Raw genomic sequence first — 20,469 nt, 5'->3', positions numbered from 1 at the left:
AGTATACCAACAGCAACCGAGCGGATCAGCGTCGCCGCGATAATTGACCGGCGGCGCTTTTTTGCCTGTAGCTAGACGCTTGCCGCTGCTCTTATCATGGCCTCCTCATTCTTTACCCACGATTGTCCTGACCATGGCCGACAGCGCTTTCTTTTGCCCGCTCACCCACGAAGGCATCCTTGCCGTGCGCGGCCCCGATGCGGGTAAGTTCCTGCAGGGCCAGATCACCTGCAACATCAATTACCTCGGCACCAGCGGCTCCAGTCTTGGCGCACGCTGCACACCCAAGGGCCGTATGCTGTCGAGCTTTCGTATTGTTAGCGTAGCCGACGGCTTTCTCCTGGCCATGAGCCGCGAACTGCTCGAGCCGCAACTGGCCGAGCTGCAGAAATACGCGGTGTTCTCCAAGGCCAAGCTCGGCGACGAAAGCGCTGCCTGGATTCGCTTCGGGCTGCGCGGCGCCGATGCTACTCTGCAGGCCCTTGGGCTCGAACTCGCAGCCGAGGCTGACAGCGTTGCCAGTACGGGTACGCTGATCGCCATTCGCCTCAGCGATGGCCGCGCCGAACTGTGGGCACCAGCCGAGCAAGCCGAAGCCCTGCATTCACGCCTGAGCGAAGCGCTTCCTGAAGCCAGCCTAAATGACTGGCTGCTGGCGCAGATCCGCGCCGGTATCGGCCAGGTAACCGGTAGCACCCGCGAGCTATTCATCCCGCAAATGATCAACCTGCAGGCAGTTGGGGGGGTGAGTTTCAAGAAGGGCTGTTACACCGGCCAGGAAATCGTTGCCCGCATGCAGTACCTAGGCAAGCTCAAGCGGCGCCTGTATCGCCTGCGCATGACCGGTGATCAACTGCCCGCGCCAGGCAGCGAACTGTTTTCGCCGGTGCACCGCAGCGCGGTGGGCGAAGTGGTGCTGGCAGCAGAGAGCACCGAGGGCGTCGAGCTCTTGGCAGTGCTGCAGGAAGATGCCGCACTCGACGGCCATATCCACCTGGGCAGCCTGGAAGGGTTACCGCTCGAGCTGCTCGAGTTGCCGTATACGCTGGACAGCAACCGCGAGATCCAGCGCTGACGTACACTGCGCTTCGCCTGTCATCACTCTGCCAATAACGAGAATTTCATGAGCAAACTCGCCGAGAAAGTTCTGCTGGATCTGACCCGGGCCATCGACAACGATGAACTGGTGCTACCCACCCTGCCCGAGGTCGCCCTGAAAGTTCGCGAGGCAGCGGAAGACCCCAACGTGGGTATTCCCGAGATGACCAAAGTGATCGGTAACGACGCCGCGCTCACCGCACGCATCATCAAGGTGGTGAACAGCCCCCTGCTGCGCACCAACCGGGAAATCACCGACCTGCAGATGGCCATCGGCCGCCTGGGCATCAATTACACCTGCAACCTCGCCACGGGCCTGGCCATGGAGCAGATGTTCCAGGCGACCACCGATGTGGTCGACCGCAAGATGCGCGAAGTGTGGACCAAAAGCACCGAGATCGCCGGCATCTGTCACGTATTGTGCCGCCACTACACCCGCCTGATGCCGGACCAGGCCACCCTTGCCGGCCTGGTTCATCAGATCGGTGTACTGCCGATTCTCACCTACGCCGAAGAACACAGCGAGTTGCTGTCCGACTCGATCAGCCTCAACCACGTGATCGAGCAGATCCATCCGATCATTGGCGACAAGATCCTGCGCACCTGGGAATTCCCGGAGATGATCGCCTGCATCCCCAGCCAGTACCTGAACTTCAGTCGCGACAGCAGCAAGGTGGACTACGTCGACATTGTTCAGGTAGCCACGCTGCAGAGCATGCTCGGCACCCCGCACCCCTACACCCAGCTGGACTGGAGCCAGATTCCGGCGTTCGCCAAGCTCGGCATCAAGCCGGACCTGGACATCCATGCCGACGAAGACCTGTCGGCAGCGATGGACGCTGCCATGACCATGCTGCAGTAAGCGATCCAGGGCGAGGCCGACTCGCCCGTCAGCGGTTTCAATCCGCTTCGCCCGGAAATACCACACGCACCAGCAGCCCCTGCGGGCTGGCCTGGTGCAGGCTGATTGTCGCGCGGTGCGCACGGCAGATCTCGCCGACGATGGCCAGCCCCAGGCCTGCGCCAAGCCCCTGGGCCTGACGCCGATAGAAGCGCTCGAACACCCGCTCCCGGTCTTCCTCGGGAATTCCCGGGCCGTCGTCTTCGACCTCCAGCACGCCGGACTCCAGAACCCGCAGGATCACGTTGCCGCCGACTTCCGTATAGGCCATGGCATTGTCGACCAGGTTGCAGAGCAACTCATTGAGCAAGGTCGGTTCGCCGCGAATCCACACCGGCTGCTCGGCTTCCAGCGCCAGCGCGACACCTCGGGAATGGGCCAAGGGCGCCAGTGCCATACCCAGCTCGCGGGCCAGTTGACTGAGATCCAGACGCAACGCACCACCCTCGGCAATCGCCCGCGCGCCGCTTTCGATCCGCGCCAGGGATAACAGTTGATTGGCCAAATGGGTCAGGCGGTCGGCATTGAGTGCGGCATCCTCCAGAGTCGCGTGCCAGATGCGCGGATCCTGGTCGCGCAGGCCCAGCTCGACCCGGGCCTTGAGCGCTGCCAGCGGCGTACGCAGTTCGTGGGACGCATCAGCGATGAACTGTGACTGACGCTCGAACAGGCCACGCAAGCGGTCATTGAACTGGTTCAGGGCATTGACCAGCGGCCGCAACTCGCGGGGCATATCCGCATCCGGCAGCGGGCTCAGATCATCGCTGCTGCGCACCGCCACCGCGCGGCGCAGGCTTTCGAGCGGCTGCAGCCCGGCACTCACCGCCAGCCAGACCAGCAACAGCGCGCTCAGCGACAGCAGGCCCATGCGCCACAGCGTGCCGAGCAGCAGTTCGCGGGTCATGCGCTCGCGCGCGCCCTGGGTTTCCGCTACACGGATCTCGGCCACACCGCTGTAACCGGGCTCGCTGACCGGCTGCAGAAAGCTCACCAAGCGCACGCCTTGGCCGCGGTACTCGCCGTCGTAGAACTTGGCCAGGGCCGGGTAATCATTGGTGCGCGGCGTATTCGGCGGAGCCGCCGGCAGGTCCTCGTAGCCGGAAACCAGCTCACCCTTGGGGCCGAGCACCTGGTAATAGATGCGCCCGGCATTGTCGTAGGCGAAGGTGTCCAGGGCGATATAGGGCACGTTGGCGCTGAGCATACCTTCGACGGCGTAGAGCCCGTCGGAGATCGCCCGCGCCGAGGCCAGCAGAGTGCGGTCGTAGGCGGTATCGGCAGCGTGGCGCGCGCTCCAGTAGGCCGTTACGCTGCTGACCAGCAAGATGACCGTGAACAGCACCGCCAGCCGGCGGATCAGCCGGCCACGCAGGCTGCCGGGGCTATCCACTCGTGGCTTCCAGCAGGTAGCCCAGGCCACGGAAGGTGACGATGCGCACCGAGCCGCGCTCGAGCTTCTTGCGCAAGCGGTGAACGTAGATTTCGATGGAGTCGGCGCTCGCCTCCTCGTCCAGCCCGAACACCTGGGAAGCCAGTTGTTCCTTGCTCATCACGCGGCCGGGACGGGCGATCATCGCCTCAAGCACCGCCTGTTCACGGGAGGTGAGATTGAGGCTTTCGTCGAGCAGCGTGAAACGCCGGGTGTCCAGATCGTAGACCAGATCGCCACAGCGCAACTGCTGTTCGCCGCCCAGTACGCTGCGGCGCAGCAGCGCCTTGACCCGCGCTTCCAGCTCGCTGAGTTCGAAGGGCTTGGCGAGGTAGTCGTCGGCACCCAGGTTGAGTCCGTGCACGCGATCCTTGACCTCCCCACGCGCGGTGAGCATCAGCACCGGCACGGTCTTGCCACGGGCGCGCAAGCGGGCCAGCACTTCGAAACCGTCCATACGTGGCAGGCCGACGTCCAGAATCGCCAGAGCGTAGTCCTCGCTGCCAAGCGCAAGATCCGCGGCCACGCCATCATGCAGAATGTCTACCGTCCAGCCAGCATTCTTGAGTGCCTGACTGACGCTCGCCGCCAACTGCGGATGATCCTCGACCAGCAGAATTCGCACTGCAACCTCCACAACGAACCATGGACTTGACCGCCCTCTAGGGCGAGAGTTTACCGTTCGCGCGAAGACTTGGCAGTGACGGCGTGTACAGGCCAGCCTGCGCAATAACTTTCAACGCTGAAAGGTTGGTGAAAGGTTGTGCTCTTAGGATCATCGTACGAGTGGCTAGACCCACCCTCAGAACGGCCGACACCTATACGGTCGTTACAACAATAACAACGGAGTACCCGCATGCCGATTGCCGTGCGCCAGGCCATCTCGTGTACGAGCCTTTTGAGCCTCGCCCTGCCGGCTGCCCTTTTCGCCTCTCTCGCCCAGGCGAACATTCCTGAAAATTCCGTTGCCAGCCTGGAAGAACGCGTCGTTCCTGCCAGCCGTGTCGTGCGCCAAAGCGCCCGCCCCGCCGCCAACGACAGCTTGCTTCTTCAGGCACGCACGGATGCGAACCAGAACAACGCCGAACAGGCCTTAGCGGCATCAGCCGAAGCCCATCCAGCCTTGATTGAAGATCACGGCAAGCAGCCGGCCACCGATGAGCATCCAGTTACCGCCAGCGAGCCTTCTTCGCGCCCCGCGCTCAGCTCGCCCCCGGCCCATGACCTTTCTCCCGCCCGCCTACTGACCCCGACTCCCGGCAAAGCAGGCACTGGTGCAGCCCACGACGAGGGCCGCGCCGTCTCAAGTCTTTCTCCGATCATCGATCTTGCCGAGCCTCCAACGGGCTGGTGGCAGACGCGTCACGACTTCAAAGCGCTCGGCGTTCCCAGCCTGCGCCACACCCACCACGGCATCCCCAGCGCTCGCGCTGCAGTAACGGATGCCGCTGGCGACAGGCGATGGGAACGCAACGTCGAATTGAAGTACGTGGCACACAGCGATCTTGTCTGGCCTGCAAGCACCCGCTTGCAGGCCGGCCTTGCGAGCTGACGCCTAGACTCGATCAGCCGAGGGCTCGCGCCGCCGTGCGCAGAGCTTTCGTATTGCACCCTGCGAGGGCAGGTGCATCGCTGTTAACAATAAAGACTCCAATGGAGAAGACCCGATGAAGACATCCATGCGTACCCTTCTGCTGACCGCCTCCTGCCTGATGCTGGCCGGTCAGGCCCTGGCCGATGAGCCGCGCCGTCCCGAGTGCATCGCGCCGGCAGCGCCCGGCGGTGGTTTCGACCTGACCTGCAAACTAGCCCAGAGCGCTTTGGTGGAAAGCAAGCTGCTCAAGTCGCCGATGCGCGTGACCTACATGCCCGGCGGCGTCGGCGCCGTGGCCTACAACGCCGTGGTCGCCCAGCGTCCATCAGAAGAAGGCACCATCACCGCCTTCTCCAGCGGCTCGCTGCTCAACCTGGCCCAGGGAAAGTTCGGTCGTTTCGATGAGAACGCCGTGAAATGGCTGGCCGGCGTCGGCACCAGCTACGGTGCACTGGCCGTTCGCAAGGATTCGCCGCTCAAGAACCTCGATGACCTGGTCAAGGCCCTCAAGGAAAACCCGGGCAAGGTGGTGATCGGCTCCGGCGGCACCGTCGGCAGCCAGGACTGGATGCAGACCGCTCTGGTGGCCCGCGCCGCCGGCGTCAACCCACGCGAAATGCGCTATGTCGCAATGGAAGGCGGCGGCGAGCTGGCCACCGCGCTGCTCGGTGGTCACATCCAGGTCGCCAGTACCGACATTTCCGACTCCGTGCCGCACGTCGAGAGCGGTGACATGCGCATCCTCGCCGTGTTCTCCGAAGAGCGCCTGCCGGGCGCCAACGTAGCGGACATTCCGACCGCCAAGGAACAGGGCTACGACGTGGTCTGGCCGGTAATCCGCGGTTTCTACGTTGGCCCGAAAGTCAGCGATGAAGCCTACACCTGGTGGAAGAACTCCTTCGACCAGCTGCTGGCCTCCGAAGACTTCGCCAAGCTGCGTGAGAGCCGCGAGCTCTACCCGTTCGCCATGACCGGCGACGAGCTGGATGCCTACGTGAAGAAGCAGGTCGTGCAGTACAAGGAACTGGCCAAGGAATTTGGTCTGATCCAGTAACGCCAGCCGCATAGTTCATCCTCCGGGCACCGCCCGGAGGATGCCTTCGCCACGAACGAACGAGGACGTCCTCAAATGTCACAACGCATTTTCGGCGCGGTGCTGCTGCTGGCCTGTGCCGGGCTGGGCATCGTTGCCTGGGGCTACCACGCGCCCTTCTCCTACGAACCGGTAGGCCCACGCGCCTACCCGATGCTGCTGCTGACCCTCATGGGTCTGGGCGCCATCTACCTGCTGGTCAAGCCGGCCAGCGCCAGTGAGCCCAGCGACGAACCGCCGCTGGACAAGCATGTGATCCGCAAGGTGGCAAGCTGCGTGGTGATCTTCACCCTGTATGCCGCGCTGTTCGAACCCCTGGGCTTCATTCCTGCCAGCCTGCTGTTCGGTGTCGCGATGGCGCGCCTGTACGAAGGCACCTGGAAGACCAGTCTGATCTCGGGCGTATTGTTGGCCATCGGCCTGTACGTGCTGTTCGACAAAGCCCTCGATGTGCCGCTGCCGCTCGGCATCCTGTCCTCTCTGGAGATCTGATCCGTGGATACATTTAGCTACCTGGGTCAGGGCTTCGGTGTTGCCCTGAGCCCCTACAACCTGCTTACCGCGCTGTGCGGCACCCTGATCGGCACCGTCGTCGGCCTGCTGCCGGGCCTTGGCCCGATCAACGGCGTGGCCCTGCTGATTCCAATCGCCTTCGCCCTCGGCCTGCCACCGGAAACCGCGCTGATTCTGCTCGCCGCTGTGTACTTGGGCTGTGAATACGGCGGCCGTATTTCCTCCATTCTGCTGAACATCCCGGGCGAAGCCTCGGCCGTGATGACCACCCTGGACGGCTACCCGCTGGCGCGTCAGGGCAAGGCTGGCGTAGCCCTGTCGATCTCCGCCTGGAGCTCCTTCGTCGGCGGCCTGATCGCCACGTGTGGCGTGGTGATCTTCGCACCGCTACTGGCCAAGTGGGCGGTGGCCTTCGGCCCGGCCGAATACTTCGTGCTGATGGTGTTCGCCATCGTCTGCCTGGCGGGCATGGCCGGCAACAAACCAATGAAGACCGCGATCGCGGCCTGTATTGGCTTGTTCCTGTCGTGCGTCGGCATCGACTCCAACAGTGGCGTGTATCGCTTCACCTTTGGCAGCCTGGGCCTGGCCGACGGCATTCAGTTCGTGGTGCTGGTACTGGGTCTGTTCTCGGTCAGCGAGATTCTGGTGCTCCTCGAGCGTACCCACCATGGCCAGAAGGCCCTGGATGCCAGCGGGCGCATGCTGTTCAACGCCAAGGAAGGTATGTCGGTGCTGGCTACCAACCTGCGTAGCGGCGTCACGGGCTTCGTCATGGGTGTTCTGCCCGGCGCGGGCGCGACCCTGGCCAGTGCCGTGTCCTACATGGCCGAAAAGCGCCTGGCCGTGAAGGACAACAAGTTCGGTGACGGCGACCTGCGTGGCCTGGCCGCCCCCGAAACCGCCAACAGCGCCGCGGCCTGTGGCTCCATGGTGCCAATGCTGACCCTGGGCGTGCCCGGCTCGGGCACCACCGCGGTGATGCTCGGCGCCCTGACGCTTTACAACATCACCCCGGGCCCGCTGCTGTTCCGCGACCAGCCGGACATCGTCTGGGGCCTGATCGCCTCGCTGTTCGTGGCCAATATCATGTTGATCATCATCAACGTGCCGATGATCAAGGTGTTCACCAAGATCCTTGCCGTGCCGTACTGGGCACTGGTGCCGGCCATCGCCATCATCACTTCGATCGGGGTTTACGCGGTACACGCCACAGCGTTCGACCTGTACCTGATGATCGGCATCGGCGTCGCGGGCTACATCCTGCGCAAGATGGATTTTCCGCTGTCGGCAGTGCTGCTGGGCTTCATTCTCGGCGGCATGATGGAGCAGAACCTGCGCCGGGCGCTGTCGATCTCCAACGGCGAGCTGAGCATCCTGTGGAGCAGCCCGATCACCTGGACCGTATGGGCTCTGATCGTGGCGATGATCGCCCTGCCGTTCTATCGCAACTGGCGCCAACGCAATCAGCGCAAGGCCGACGCGGCCAATGCCTGATAGCGAGAGCACCCGAGGCAACCCCAAACACCTACGCAACTGGTGGCTCACGCCACTGGTTGGCGCAGTCGGTGGATACCTGGCCAGCCTGATCGGCTGGCCTTTGCCTTGGGTGATAGGCTCTTTGCTGGCCGTCATCCTGCTGCGCTGCAGCGGCGTGCTCAGCCAGGAAATGCCCGGCGGCCGCCAGGTCGGTCAGTGGCTGGTAGCCGCCGGCATCGGCCTGCACTTCACCAGCGAAGTGCTCGAGCAGGTGCTTGGCAACCTGACCATCATTCTGTTCGGCGCCTTCGCCACCCTGGCACTCAGCGCCATCGGCATCGCCGGCCTGCGCCGCGCCGGTGTGGATCGCGCCACCGCGTTCTTCGCCAGTATGCCGGGCGGTGCCAGCGAGATGGTCAATCTGTCCAGGCGCCACGGCGCCCAACCGGCACGCATCGCCGCCGCGCACAGCGTGCGGCTGCTGATGGTTATCCTGCTGATTCCCGCGTTGTTCACCTGGGGTTTACCGCCCGTTGATCCCGCGCCGTCGATGCCGGTGGACTGGTTCTGGCTGGCAATTTTACTGCCAGCCGGTGCCTTGCTGGCTCTGCTGTGGCGGCGACTCAGGCAACCCAACCCGTGGATGCTTGGCCCGTTGACGCTGTGCGCCGCGGCCAGCGTGACCTTCGACCTGCATATCGGCATGCCCGGCTGGCTCGGCCAGGCCGGGCAATGGCTAATCGGCTGCGCCCTGGGTTGTCATTTCGACCGGGCATTCTTTCGCAGCGCACCAAGCTTTCTGGCACGCGTGGTGCTATTTACCTTGCTGGCCATGATGGCGACGGTCGGGCTCGGCTCGGCCATCGGCTGGCTGAGCGGTATCGACTCGGTCTCGCTGATGCTCGGCATGATGCCCGGCGGTATTACAGAACTGTGCCTGACCGCAGAAGCCCTGCAACTGTCGGTGGCCCTGGTCACGGCGTTGCAGGCGCTGCGCCTGTTTCTGGTGATGTTTCTGGCCGATCCTCTGTTCCGCCTGTGGCAACGGCACGCGCCGCTGCCCTGAGATTTCAAGCCCGACGCTACGTCGGGCTTTTTTTAGCGGATATGTCCACGCACCTGCGGTCGACATGGCTGGCGTACCCTCTCTAGGCACGCGTACCAAAAGGAGGCGACATGTCCGGTTATCTGAAAAGCCTGTGTCTGCTGCTGTCACTCGGCCTGCTGCTCAGTGCGTGCAGCAAGACCGGTATGGCCTACCGAAACCTGGACTGGGTGATTTCCTGGCGGGTGAATCAGTACCTGGATCTCGATTCGCAGCAGAAGGCCTGGTTCAAGCCCAGGCTGCAGGAACACCTGGTCTGGCATTGCAGCACTGAATTGCCACGCTACGTGGACTGGCTGCAACGCACCGAGCAGCTGGTCCGGATGCCCGAGCCGAGCGCTCGGCAACTGGAAGCGCAGATGCTCGAGGCCGAGCAGGCCTTCAACGCCATCGTCCAGCAGACCACCCCGACGACCGTCGCCCTGCTCGCCGACCTGCGCCCCGAACAGGTCGACCGGCTTTACGCCCGGATGGAAAAGGACAATCGCGAAGACCGTCAGAAGTTTCTCGAACCGCCGCTGGAAACCCAGATCCGCGAGCGCGCCGAACGTCTGGAAAAACGCCTGAAACCCTGGTTCGGCAGCCTCAACGAGGCGCAGCGGGCTCGCGTCGCCCAGTGGGCCAGCGAGCGCCGCGATCAGAACCAGCTATGGATGGAGAACCGCGCACGCTGGCAGGGCGAGTTTCGCCGCGTGCTGGATGACCGCAACGCTCCGGATTTCGCTCAGCGCATGAGCGATGTGCTGGAGAACCGCCGTGGCGGCCATGACGAGCAGACCACCCAGGCCTACGAACAGTCGCGCCAGGCCATGGCCACACTGCTCAGCGATCTGCTGGCTGCAGCCGACGACAGCCAGCGAGATCGGGTAAACCAGCGCCTGGCTTCCATACGCACCGACCTGGCCGCAGAGATCTGTACCGGCTGATCAGCTCTGAACTGGTGGTAGACGCCAGTCGATGGGCGGCAGCCCGTTCTGCTCAAGGAACTTGTTGGTGCGGCTGAAATGACCGTTGCCGATAAAGCCCCGATGCGCCGACAGCGGCGAAGGGTGCGGCGAGCGCAGCACCAGGTGCTTGCTGGTGTCGATCAGGCGTTCCTTGCTCTGCGCATGGGCGCCCCACAGCAAGAACACAAGATGCGGGCGTTGCTCGCTGACCACCGAGATGATCCGATCGGTGAACGGCTGCCAACCCTTGGCGGCGTGGGAGCCGGCGTTGGCGCGCTCGACGGTGAGCGAGGTGTTGAGCAACAGCACGCCCTGCTCCGCCCAGGACTGCAGGTAACCGTGGTCGGGAATGTCGATATTCAGGTCGCGCTTGAGTTCTTTATAGATATTCACCAGCGACGGCGGCGTCGCCACGCCCGGCTGCACCGAGAAACATAGGCCGTGGGCCTGACCGGGGCCGTGGTAAGGATCCTGACCGATGATCACGACCTTGACCTGATCCAGCGGCGTGGAATCCAGGGCATTGAAGATCAGCGGACCCGGCGGATAGATTTCCTTGCCGGCGGCCTTTTCCTGACGCAGGAAATCGCCCAGGGCGATCATGTAGGGCTTGTCGAACTCGTCGTGAAGCGCCTGCTTCCAGCTGGCCTCCAACTTGACCTTGTCTGCGGCGGACATGCCTGCTCCCGGTAATCAGTGAAGTCGGCACGCTAGAGAAGCGCCCCTATCAAGTCAAGGCAGCGGCTGATGGAGATTATGCGAAATGGTTGGCAGCGCCGCCTTCTTAGACCAAAAGTGAATCACACCAACCGCTTAGAAAAGCGTAAAACGGAGCGGCCAACCGAATAATAAAAACAAGGACTGCACCATGAAGCGACTCTTCGCGTTTCTCGCCCTGTGCACGGCCGCCAGCGCCTATGTACAAGCCGCCGATCCCATCACCCTGGGCCTCAGCTACCCGCGCACCGGCAGCTACAAGGAAGAAGGCCTGGCGCAAATGCGCGGCGCCCTGCTCGCCATCGATGAAATCAACGCCCAGGGCGGCGTGCTGGGCCGCAGCTTGCGCCTGTCCAGCCTGGACGATGCCTCCAAGCCGGATAAAGCAGTGCGCAACGTCGAAAAGCTGGCCAAGGAAGGTGCAGCCATGCTGTTCGGCGGCGCTTCCAGCGCAGTGGCTATCGCCGCTGGCAAGCGTGCGGCGCAGCTCGACCTACTGTACTTCGGCACCCTCACCTACTCCAACGACACCACCGGCAAGGATGGCCAACGGCACATGTTCCGCGAGTGCAACAATGCGTGGATGAGCGCCCAAGTGCTGGGCCAGTACCTCAACAAGCAGTTGCCCGGTAAACGCTATTTCTACGTCACGGCCGACTACACCTGGGGCCATACCACCGAGAGCTCGCTGCGCCAGACCACCAACACCCAGGACACCGCGCAGCACGCCGGCCTCAAGGTACCGTTCCCAGGCGCAAGCCTGACCGACTACCACAATGCCCTGACCCAGGCCGCCGCCAGCGATGCCGACGTATTGGCCCTGGTGCTGTTCGGTGAGGACCTGGTGCGGGCGATGCGTATCGCCAAGGACCTGGGCCTTACCTCGCGCATGCAGATCGTGGCGCCCAACCTGACCCAGAGCATCGTCGAACAGGCCGGCCCCGGTCTGATGGAAGGCGTGGTCGGCACCGAGCCCTGGACTTGGCGCGTGCCCGAGCTGGAAAACTCGGAAGCCGGCAAGGTCTTCGTCAAGACCTACAGCGAACGCTACGCCATGTACCCCTCCAGCTCCGCCGCCTCGGCCTACAGCATCGTCCAGCAATGGGCGGATGCGACCAAACGCGCCAACAGCCTGGACGGCGAAGCGCTGATCAAGGCCCTCGAAGGCCACAGCTACACCCTGCTCAAGGATCGCCAGCAATGGCGCAGCTTCGATCACCAGAATCTGCAGACGGTCTACGCCGTGAAGGTGAAGCCGCGCGCCGAGGTACTCAAGGACCCACTCAAGCAGGATTATTTCGAGATCGTCGAACGCCTGGATGGCAGCACCGCCCTGCCCGACCTGGCCACCTGGCAGGCCGAGCGGCGCAACGCGGGGCAGCCTTTGGCGCTACAGTAAAAGACACCACAGCTGAAGAGGACAGCCCATGAGTACGGCACTGGAACCCTACAAACCCGGGATCTTCGATCTGACCCACAAGCTCACCGTGGAAAAGCACGGGCACACCGCGCTGATCACCATCAACAACCCGCCGGCCAACACCTGGGACCGGGAATCGCTGATCGGCCTCAAACAGCTGATCGACCACTTGGACCGTGACGACGACATCTACGCCCTGGTGATCACCGGCCAGGGCGGCAAGTTTTTCTCCGCCGGAGCCGACCTGAAGCTGTTCGCCGACGGCGACAAGGCCCGGGCCCGGGAAATGGCCAGTCGCTTTGGCGAGGCCTTTGAGCGGCTCAGCGCCTTTCGTGGCGTGTCCATTGCCGCCATCAACGGCTACGCCATGGGTGGCGGCCTGGAATGCGCTCTGGCCTGCGACATCCGCATCGCCGAACGCCAGGCAATGATGGCTCTGCCGGAAGCCAGCGTGGGTCTGTTGCCCTGCGCCGGCGGCACCCAGAATCTGTCCTGGATGGTGGGCGAAGGTTGGGCCAAACGCATGATTCTCTGTGGCGAACGGGTCGATGCCGACACCGCGCTGCGCATCGGCCTGGTGGAACAGGTGGTCGATAGCGGCGAAGCCCGCGGCCATGCGCTGCTGCTGGCCGCCAAGGTCGCCAGCCAGAGTCCGGTGGCGGTGCGCGCCATCAAACCGCTGATTCAGGGCGCCCGCGAACGCGCCCCGTCCACCTGGCTGCCTGCCGAGCGCGAGCGTTTCGTCGACCTGTTCGACGCTGCCGATACTCGCGAAGGGGTCAACGCCTTTCTGGAAAAACGTACGGCTCACTGGCGTAACCAGTGACCCTTACCGGCAACTGCCTTTGGAACTGCACATGAATGTCACCTTTGAAGAACGGGCCAGCCTGCACGGCTATCGAATCGGTATCGCCAGCCTGGATGCGCCGGCAAGCCTCAATGCCCTGTCGCTGCCGATGATCGACGCCCTGCAGGATCGCCTGTGCGCCTGGGCCGACGACGCCGATGTCGCCTGCGTGCTGCTGCGCGGCAACGGCAGCAAGGCGTTCTGCGCCGGCGGCGATGTGGTGCAACTGGCCAAGAAATGTCTGGCCAGCCCCGGCGAAGCGCCCGAGCTGGCCGAGCGCTTCTTCGCTCGCGAATACCGTCTCGATCACTACCTGCACACCTACCCGAAACCACTGATCTGCTGGGCCCACGGCCATGTACTGGGCGGCGGCATGGGGCTGCTGCAGGGCGCAGGGATTCGCATCGTCACACCGAGCAGCCGCCTGGCGATGCCGGAGATCAGCATCGGCCTGTTTCCGGATGTCGGCGGCAGCCACTTCCTGTCGCGCCTGCCGGGCAAACTGGGCCTGTTCTTCGGTCTCACCGCCAGCCCCTTGAATGCCCGTGATGCCCTCGATCTGAACCTGGCTGACCGCTTTCTGCTCGACACCCAGCAGGAGGCGCTGATCGACGGGCTGGTACAGCTGAACTGGCGCGAGCAGCCGGAGATGCAACTGCACAGCCTGCTCAAGGCGCTGGAGCAGCAGGCCCGCGGCGAGCTGCCCGCCGCGCAATGGCTGCCGCGTCGCGAACGCCTCGACGCCCTGCTCGACCAGGCCACCTTGCCACTGTACTGGCAGGCCCTGGCCAGCCTGGAGAACGACGAAGACGCCCTGCTCGCCAAGGCCGCCAAGACCATGCTCGGCGGCAGCCCGTTGACCGGCTACTTGGTGTGGGAACAGATCAGGCGCGCGCGGCACCTGTCATTGGCGCAGGTGTTTCAGATGGAATACGGCATGAGCCTTAGCTGCTGCCGTCACCCGGAGTTCGCCGAGGGCGTGCGTGCCCGGCTGATCGACAAGGATCACGCGCCGCACTGGCATTGGCCGGACGTGAACCAAGTGCCGGGTCAGGTGATCGCCGCACATTTCGCACCGCTCGACGATCACCCCTTGGCCGACCTGGCCTGACCGATCAGCGCTCGCGCAACGCCTCGGCGCGAGCGCGAATGATCGGCTTGAGCAGGTAGCTGAGCACGCTCTTCTTGCCGGTGATGATATCCACCGAGGTGACCATCCCGGGAATGATCAGCAGCGGGTGCTCCTCGGTGCCGAGGTGGCTTTTCTCGGTGCGCAGCTTGATCACATAGAAGCTGTTGCCTTCTTCGTCGGTCACGGTGTCGGCGCCGATCTGCTCCAGCTTGGCTTTCAGGCCACCGTAAATCGTGTAGTCGTAGGCGGTGAACTTGACCACCGCTTCCTGACCCGGGTGCAGGAAGGCGATGTCCTGCGGACGAATGCGCGCCTCGACCAGAATGGTGTCATCGATGGGTACGATCTCCACCATGTCGCTACCAGGCTGGATCACCCCGCCGATGGTATTGACCAGCAGTTGCTTGACGATACCGCGCACCGGCGAAGTGACCATGGTGCGGTTGACCCGGTCTTCGAGCGCCTTACCGGTGGATTCGATCTTGCTCAGGTCAGTACGCGCTTCATTCAACTGAGTCAACGCCTCACTGCGAAAGCGCCCGCGGGTCTCGTCGATCTTGCGCTCCACTTCCTTGATCGCTGCCTCGGCACGCGGGATGGCCAGTCCGGTGGCCTCCAGCTGACCGCGGGCCTCCACCTCGGCACGCTTGAGGCGCAGCACCTCGACCGGCGATACGGCGCCTTCGGCCACCAGCGGCTCGGACATGCGAATTTCCTGGCGCAGCAGTTCCAGACTATTGCGGAACTGGCCCTGCTTGGATGCGTACTCACGCACTTCCTGGCGACGCTGGGTCAGCTGCTCCTGCAGCCCGGCAATTTCGTCCTGCAGCTGCTGCTGACGGCTGAGAAACAACGCCCGTTCGCTTTGCGCCAGGCCCGACGCTTTGGCAGCGATATCCTCGGGAATGGCCAGCTCGCGCCCCTCCACCTCGGCGCTCAGGCGTTCGACACGCATGGCCAGAGACAGGCGATCAGCCTCGGTCTCGCCCACGTTGGAGGCAAAACGTGTGTCATCCAGGCGCAGCAATGGCGTACCCGCCTCGACCACCTGCCCTTCGTTGACGAACAGTTCGGAAACGATACCGCCTTCCAGATTCTGGATCTTCTGCACCCGCGAGGACGGAATGGCTTTGCCATCACCGCGGGTCACTTCATCGACCTCGGCGAAGTTGGCCCACAACAGACAGAACACTACGAAGGCGATGATGCCCCAGAGCGTGAGGCGCATGACCCGTGGCGCATCCTCGATGAGCGCCTTGCGCACCTCGGGCAGCGGCTCGTCACCCACTTCATCGCGGGGGCCGAAATACGAGGCGGCAGCGCGATAGAAACGCTGGAAGGAATCCTTAACTGACACTGATCTGCCCCTTCTTCAACGCCTCCATGACGCTCTCTTTCGGGCCATCGGCAATGATCCGGCCCCGGTCGACGATAACCAGGCGTTCCACCAGGCTCAGCATCGAAGCGCGGTGGGTAACCAGCAACAGCGTCTTGTTCTTGCTGATGGCAGCCAGGCGCTGCTTGAGGCGCTCCTCACCGGTGTTGTCCATCGCACTGGTGGGCTCGTCGAGCAGCAGGATCGGCGGGTCAAGCAACAGCGCACGGGCCAGGGCCACGTTCTGGCGCTGACCGCCGGACAGGTTCTGGCCACGCTCTCCCACCTGCAGCTCGTAGCCATTGGGATGCAGCCGCGCGAACTCATGCACGCCGGCCAGCTCGGCGGCCTGCAGCACCAGCTCATCTTCGACGTATCGCGCGCCCGATATCAGGTTGTCGCGCAATGTACCGGCGAACAACTGAATGTCCTGAGGCACGTAACCGATGTTGTAGCGTACGTCGCTGACATCCAGCTGACGCACATCGATACCGTCGACCAGCAGGCTGCCGGCATCAGCCTGGTAAAGCCCGACGATCAGCTTGGCCAGCGAGCTCTTGCCGGAGCCGCTACGGCCGATGATGCCGACCTTCTCGCCGGGACGGATCACCAGGTTGATGCTTTGCAGCGCCGCCTGCTGCTGGTCCGGGTAGTGGAAATCCAGCTGGCGGAATTCAATGCCGCCCTGCAGCGTCTGGCGCTTGAGCGGACGCTCGTCTGCCTGACGTTCCTGAGGCAGTTCCATCATCTGGTTGACCGAGTCCAGGGTCACACGCGCCTGCTGGTAACGGATCAGCAAACCGGACACCTGAGCCAGCGGGCCGAGCGCCCGGGAGCTCAACATGTAACAGGCGATCAGGCCGCCCATGCTCAGGTTGCCGGCGATGATCTGATACACGCCCAGCACGATGATCACCACACCGGCGAGCTGCTGCAGCAGCAGCGTCGAGTTCATCGCCAGGCTCGACAGCATGCGCGCCTTGAGTTCGAAGCGGCCCAGGGTGCCGATGGTCTGCTCCCAGATGTACTGGCGCTCGCTTTCCGCATTGTTGACCTTGACCGCATCCAACCCAGCCAGGCTCTCGATCAGCCCGGACTGGCGCTCGGACGCCAGAGCCATGCTGCGTTCCATGGTCTTGGCCAGGGGTTTCTGCAGCGCCCAGCCGATCAGCGCGACCAGCGGGAAGGCCAGGATGGGAATCCACACCAGATGCCCGCCCAGGTAGGCGATGACCGCCAGAATCAGGATGGTGAACGGCAGGTCGATGACGCTGGCCAGCGTCAGCGAGGCGAGGAAGTCGCGCAGGCTCTGAAACTCATGGATGTTCTGGGCGAAGCTGCCAACGCGTGCCGGGCGATGCTTCATCGCCATGCCGACGATGCGCTCGAACAGGGTGGCCGAAATGATCATGTCGGTCTTTTTGCCCGCCAGATCCAGGCACAGGCCACGCAATGTCTTGAGCAGCAGATCGAAGATGAATACCCCGCTGATGCCAATGGCCAGCACCCAAAGCGTGGCCTCGGCCTGGTTGGGGACCACTCGGTCGTAGACGTTCATCACGAATAGCGGCGTGACCAGACCGATCAGGTTGATCAGCAGACTCGCCGCGACGGCATCGACATACAGCCAGCGCGAGCGTTTGAGTGTGTCACGGAACCAGGAACTGGCCCGGGGAACCAGTTCGCCGCGGGTGAAATCGAATTTGTGCTGGGGCTGGGCGAAGAACACCCGGCCGCTGTAATCCTCGGCCAGGGTCTCGATGCTAACCCGCACCTCGCCGCCTTCGGTTTCGCTGGGCATTATGCGCGCCTGCCCACCGGCCTCCCAGCCAAGCAACAAGGCGCTGCGCCCATCACGCAACAGCAATAGCGCGGGCAGAGCCAGTTCGGGGATCTTTTCCAGATTGCGGCGCAGCCAGCGCCCTTGCAGACCGGCGCGAGCGGCTGCCCGCGGCAACAATTCGGCACTCAGGCGCTGCTTGGGCAGCGGCAGCCCGGCGGTGAGCATGGCTCGGCTGACGGACTTCTGATGCAGACTGCACAACGACAGCAAACTATCCAGCAGAGGGTCGTCGTAACGGTCACGTGGATCATTACGGGGCTGGGATGGATCCGGTTCTACTGCCACTGCACATTTACCCTTACCTAAAAAACCGAACTCTAGTTCATGTTGGGCAGTTGCACATTAGTCTTCACGGTATCCAGCGGCACGGAAGCCATCGGCGCGGCGATTCCCTGGCTCTTGAGCAGCGTGCCGGTGGTCGCCTTGATGCGGTAATGGGTGAACAGCTCTGTGAAGCGCACTTCTTGCAGACGTCGGGCGGCAGTGAAGTACTCGTTTTCACTGTCCAGCAGATCCAGCAAGGTGCGCTCGCCGAGGCCGAACTGCTTCTGGTAGGAATCACGCACACGTGAACTGTGGTCGACGTACTGCTGGGCGATCGGCAATTGCGCACGGGCGTTCTGCAGCGCATTCCAGGCCAGGCCGACTTCTTCGTTGAGCACGCGCAACGCGTTGTTGCGAATGTCCATGGCCTGGTTGCTCAGGTAAGCCTTGGAGCGCACGTTGGCGCTGTCGCTGCCACCTGCGTATAGGTTGTAGCGCATGCGCAGCATGGCCTGCCATTCCTTGTTCTCACCCTCCACACCATCGACGTTGTTATTCAGGCCCGTGGACACTTCCGCATCGAAACGTGGGTAGTAAGTACTCTTCGCCGCGGCGTACTGCGCCTCGGTCGCCTTGACGTCAGCTTCGGCCGAACTGATGTTGGGGTTGTTGGCCAGCAGTTCATCACGGGCAGCCGTAAGGCTCTCTGGCAGGTGTACGCCGATGCTGTCCGGCATGCTCAGGTCGGCCGGCTCGCGGCCTACCACGCTCAGGAAGGTAACCTGGGCATCAGCTAGGTTGGTCTGCTCGGTCAACAGGTTGTTGCGTGCCTGGGCCAGGCGCGCCTCGGCCTGATCCAGGTCGGCCATACGGCCCACACCGCGTTCGCTGCGCAGGGAAATCTGATCGTAGATACGCTCGTGGCTACGCAGGTTCTCTTCGGCCAGGCGCGCCAGCTCCTGGCGCTGCAGTACATCCAGGTAGACCTGGGCGACTTCCAGTGCGGTGCGCTCGGAGTTGGCCAGCAGTGCGTAGGCGCGGGCGTTGACGGTGGCGCGTTGACGCGCGACCTCGTTACGAGTCGCGAAACCGTCGAACAGCATCTGCTGGACGCTCAGGCTGGATTCCGAACGGTTGAGTGTGCGATAGCCGCGGTCGTTGCTCGCGCGAGTGCTGTTGTTTTCCGTACCTTCACGGCCATAACCGGCCTGCACGTCGACGCGTGGCAGGTAGCCCGCCCGCGCCGCTTTCATGTCCTCTTCCGACGCCAGCCGTGCATTGATGCCGGACTGGATTTCAGGGTGCACGCTCAGGGCACTCTGCATCGCCTCGGTCAAGGTCTGCGCTTGAGCCGAGGCGGAAATGGCAAGGACGAGTGGAAGCGTGGCAATGAAGCGCATGGTCAGTAAATTCCCTGTAAACGCCGACATGTTTTATCGGTATAGATCAAGTCGCTGAGCAACCGGCCGAAGACTATCATTGCCACCTGAACTTCAGAGTCTCATGGAAGACAAAACAGCTGAAAATATCAAAGTGACATCAACGAGTATGATTGTTTATGATCGGACCCGAAGGGTCAATACTCTGGCGGCTAGCTTGCAACAATAAATTTCCGCCAATTATATGACGACGTATTTTCAGCAGCATCCGCTATAAACCGGTATAGACACATTTCACAGGTTTTACCTCTCGCGCACGCGCATGGAGCTGTTTATGAGTAATTTCGCCGCCGTCATCAAGTCCTTGATTGGCCAAGTATTCGTCACCTCGGTTGACGGAATTCGGCGCCAGGTATTTGAGGGAGATCGCATCTTCGCAGGAGAACAGGTCACCACGGCCGATGGTGGTTCCGTGACTCTGGAGATGGCGAATGGCGAAACTCTAGAGCTTGGTGCGAACGCCTCATGGCAGGCGGGTAACCCAGAAGCTCAGGAAGTGGCGGATAGCGCGACCCAAGCGCCCGGCAGCGAATTCGAGCAGGCGCTGGCAGCGGGAATGGACCCGACTGTCGACCTTGACCCCACCGCGGCAGGCCCTGGCGCAGGTGGCGGCGGCGGTGCTGCCGGTGGCGGTCACAGCGCAGTCATGCTCAGCGAGACAGCCCAGCGCGTAGATCCGACAATCGGCTTTCAGACGAACGGTCTAGGTACGCCAGGTTTCAATCTGATTGAAAACAATGATCCCGCTATTTTCTCGACGGCAGGCGCAGCCGCTACGGGCACGACGGCACCGGATACAACGCCTCCGGTCGTGACCATCGGCATCGACCCGGTCACCGGCGACGACGTGCTCAACAGCGCCGAGCTTGGCGCGGCAACAGTCACAATTACCGGCACCGTGGGCGGAGAGGCAAAAGTTGGCGACTCGATCACCCTAAACCTGGGTGGCAACCTCTACAGCGGGACAGTGATAGCGCTTGGCAATGGAGCGCTCGGTTTCAGCATTCCGGTCAGTAGCGCGGACCTCGGCAGTTTCAGCAGTCTCAGCGCAACGATCAGCAGTGCTGACGCGGCGGGCAATGTCGGTACTGCGACGGCAAGTCGTCCTTATAGCGTCGATACCACTGCACCCGTGATCACTGTCGATGCACCGGCAATCACCAACGACACCACCCCGACCATCGTCGGTACTACCGATGCGCCGGTCGGCAGCACCGTTACGCTGACCATCACTCAGGGTGCCAACACCTTTACCGTGACCACACCGGTTCTG

General features: G+C 63.1%; 18 protein-coding genes. 12 read left to right on the top strand and 6 right to left on the bottom strand.

The genetic code is table 11. From position 1 onward, the window contains the following. Window positions 1–133: 133 nt before the first annotated feature. Entirely contained in the window at window positions 134–1,075 is a 942-nt protein-coding gene (gene ygfZ, locus PVA39_RS19085) for a CAF17-like 4Fe-4S cluster assembly/insertion protein YgfZ (RefSeq protein ID WP_274125373.1), read from the top strand. A 48-nt stretch (window positions 1,076–1,123) separates the two neighbouring features. Beyond that, entirely contained in the window at window positions 1,124–1,960 is an 837-nt protein-coding gene (locus tag PVA39_RS19080; protein ID WP_274125372.1) for an HDOD domain-containing protein, read from the top strand. Between the two features lie 37 nt (window positions 1,961–1,997). Here the strand turns inward: PVA39_RS19080 and PVA39_RS19075 are convergent, their stop codons facing one another. Together PVA39_RS19075 and PVA39_RS19070 are read right to left on the bottom strand one after the other, a co-directional pair. Next, the gene (locus PVA39_RS19075; protein WP_274125371.1) at window positions 1,998–3,389 is read right to left on the bottom strand and encodes a sensor histidine kinase; all 1,392 of its coding nucleotides are present in this window, start codon (window positions 3,387–3,389) and stop codon (window positions 1,998–2,000) included. Then, window positions 3,382–4,053, bottom strand: coding sequence for a response regulator (locus tag PVA39_RS19070; RefSeq protein ID WP_274125370.1), 672 nt, complete (start codon window positions 4,051–4,053; stop codon window positions 3,382–3,384). Before PVA39_RS19070 ends, PVA39_RS19075 begins: the two co-directional genes overlap by 8 nt. Window positions 4,054–4,284: 231 nt before the next feature. Here PVA39_RS19070 and PVA39_RS19065 point away from each other — a divergent pair, with 231 nt between their 5' ends. From PVA39_RS19065 to PVA39_RS19040, 6 genes are all read left to right on the top strand, one after another. After that, the gene (locus tag PVA39_RS19065; RefSeq protein ID WP_274125369.1) at window positions 4,285–4,980 is read left to right on the top strand and encodes a hypothetical protein; all 696 of its coding nucleotides are present in this window, start codon (window positions 4,285–4,287) and stop codon (window positions 4,978–4,980) included. Window positions 4,981–5,095: 115 nt separating this feature from the next. Next, window positions 5,096–6,076 (top strand): Bug family tripartite tricarboxylate transporter substrate binding protein, encoded by a 981-nt coding sequence (locus tag PVA39_RS19060; protein ID WP_274125368.1) that lies wholly within the window; start codon window positions 5,096–5,098, stop codon window positions 6,074–6,076. A gap of 75 nt (window positions 6,077–6,151) precedes the next feature. Next, window positions 6,152–6,607, top strand: coding sequence for a tripartite tricarboxylate transporter TctB family protein (locus PVA39_RS19055; protein ID WP_274125367.1), 456 nt, complete (start codon window positions 6,152–6,154; stop codon window positions 6,605–6,607). 3 nt (window positions 6,608–6,610) lie between these two features. Next, window positions 6,611–8,125, top strand: a complete 1,515-nt coding sequence (locus PVA39_RS19050; protein WP_274125366.1) for a tripartite tricarboxylate transporter permease — start codon at window positions 6,611–6,613, stop codon at window positions 8,123–8,125. Beyond that, window positions 8,118–9,173 carry an AbrB family transcriptional regulator gene (locus PVA39_RS19045; protein WP_274125365.1) on the top strand — a complete coding sequence of 352 codons (1,056 nt, stop codon included), beginning with the start codon at window positions 8,118–8,120 and terminating at the stop codon, window positions 9,171–9,173. The genes PVA39_RS19050 and PVA39_RS19045 overlap by 8 nt, the downstream gene beginning before the upstream one ends. A 110-nt stretch (window positions 9,174–9,283) precedes the next feature. Continuing rightward, window positions 9,284–10,138 carry a DUF6279 family lipoprotein gene (locus PVA39_RS19040; protein ID WP_274125364.1) on the top strand — a complete coding sequence of 285 codons (855 nt, stop codon included), beginning with the start codon at window positions 9,284–9,286 and terminating at the stop codon, window positions 10,136–10,138. On the opposite strand, the gene ung is transcribed toward PVA39_RS19040, so the two are convergent. Continuing rightward, window positions 10,139–10,837 carry a uracil-DNA glycosylase gene (gene ung / locus PVA39_RS19035; RefSeq protein WP_093502470.1) on the bottom strand — a complete coding sequence of 233 codons (699 nt, stop codon included), beginning with the start codon at window positions 10,835–10,837 and terminating at the stop codon, window positions 10,139–10,141. A gap of 190 nt (window positions 10,838–11,027) precedes the next feature. Between ung and PVA39_RS19030 the strand changes: the two genes are divergently transcribed. Genes PVA39_RS19030 through PVA39_RS19020 form a run of 3 tightly spaced genes read left to right on the top strand, consistent with a single transcriptional unit; the run spans window position 11,028 to window position 14,254 of the window. Further along, the gene (locus PVA39_RS19030) at window positions 11,028–12,275 is read left to right on the top strand and encodes an ABC transporter substrate-binding protein (RefSeq protein WP_274125362.1); all 1,248 of its coding nucleotides are present in this window, start codon (window positions 11,028–11,030) and stop codon (window positions 12,273–12,275) included. Between the two features lie 28 nt (window positions 12,276–12,303). Further along, window positions 12,304–13,122 (top strand): enoyl-CoA hydratase, encoded by an 819-nt coding sequence (locus PVA39_RS19025; RefSeq protein WP_274125360.1) that lies wholly within the window; start codon window positions 12,304–12,306, stop codon window positions 13,120–13,122. 31 nt (window positions 13,123–13,153) lie between these two features. Next, entirely contained in the window at window positions 13,154–14,254 is a 1,101-nt protein-coding gene (locus PVA39_RS19020) for an enoyl-CoA hydratase/isomerase family protein (RefSeq protein WP_274125358.1), read from the top strand. A gap of 4 nt (window positions 14,255–14,258) precedes the next feature. On the opposite strand, the gene PVA39_RS19015 is transcribed toward PVA39_RS19020, so the two are convergent. The 3 genes from PVA39_RS19015 to PVA39_RS19005 are packed head-to-tail and all read right to left on the bottom strand — an operon-like array spanning window position 14,259 to window position 19,163. Beyond that, entirely contained in the window at window positions 14,259–15,563 is a 1,305-nt protein-coding gene (locus tag PVA39_RS19015; protein WP_274125536.1) for an HlyD family type I secretion periplasmic adaptor subunit, read from the bottom strand. A gap of 58 nt (window positions 15,564–15,621) precedes the next feature. Next, a complete protein-coding gene (locus PVA39_RS19010) occupies window positions 15,622–17,778 on the bottom strand; it encodes a type I secretion system permease/ATPase (RefSeq protein WP_274125357.1) in 2,157 nt (718 codons plus the stop codon). Window positions 17,779–17,810: 32 nt separating this feature from the next. After that, window positions 17,811–19,163, bottom strand: coding sequence for a TolC family outer membrane protein (locus PVA39_RS19005; protein WP_443200988.1), 1,353 nt, complete (start codon window positions 19,161–19,163; stop codon window positions 17,811–17,813). Between the two features lie 307 nt (window positions 19,164–19,470). On the opposite strand from PVA39_RS19005, the gene PVA39_RS19000 reads away from it, so the two are divergent. Beyond that, window positions 19,471–20,469, top strand: a 999-nt coding sequence (locus PVA39_RS19000) for a retention module-containing protein (protein WP_274125354.1), incomplete at its 3' end; no start/stop codon positions are given.

Source organism: Pseudomonas sp. CNPSo 3701 (assembly GCF_028674975.1).
In the GTDB taxonomy this organism is placed as follows: Bacteria; Pseudomonadota; Gammaproteobacteria; order Pseudomonadales; family Pseudomonadaceae; genus Aquipseudomonas; species Aquipseudomonas straminea.
The sequence above is the reverse complement of the archived record's forward strand: the minus strand, read 5'-3'. Positions and strand labels throughout refer to the sequence as shown.

Coding starts and splice junctions, on each gene's coding strand:
- ygfZ (WP_274125373.1), top strand. CDS start 134: ATGGCCGACAGCGCTTTCTTTTGCCCGCTCACCCACGAAGGCATCCTT.
- PVA39_RS19080 (WP_274125372.1), top strand. CDS start 1,124: ATGAGCAAACTCGCCGAGAAAGTTCTGCTGGATCTGACCCGGGCCATC.
- PVA39_RS19065 (WP_274125369.1), top strand. CDS start 4,285: ATGCCGATTGCCGTGCGCCAGGCCATCTCGTGTACGAGCCTTTTGAGC.
- PVA39_RS19060 (WP_274125368.1), top strand. CDS start 5,096: ATGAAGACATCCATGCGTACCCTTCTGCTGACCGCCTCCTGCCTGATG.
- PVA39_RS19055 (WP_274125367.1), top strand. CDS start 6,152: ATGTCACAACGCATTTTCGGCGCGGTGCTGCTGCTGGCCTGTGCCGGG.
- PVA39_RS19045 (WP_274125365.1), top strand. CDS start 8,118: ATGCCTGATAGCGAGAGCACCCGAGGCAACCCCAAACACCTACGCAAC.
- PVA39_RS19040 (WP_274125364.1), top strand. CDS start 9,284: ATGTCCGGTTATCTGAAAAGCCTGTGTCTGCTGCTGTCACTCGGCCTG.
- ung (WP_093502470.1), bottom strand. CDS start 10,837: ATGTCCGCCGCAGACAAGGTCAAGTTGGAGGCCAGCTGGAAGCAGGCG.
- PVA39_RS19030 (WP_274125362.1), top strand. CDS start 11,028: ATGAAGCGACTCTTCGCGTTTCTCGCCCTGTGCACGGCCGCCAGCGCC.
- PVA39_RS19025 (WP_274125360.1), top strand. CDS start 12,304: ATGAGTACGGCACTGGAACCCTACAAACCCGGGATCTTCGATCTGACC.
- PVA39_RS19020 (WP_274125358.1), top strand. CDS start 13,154: ATGAATGTCACCTTTGAAGAACGGGCCAGCCTGCACGGCTATCGAATC.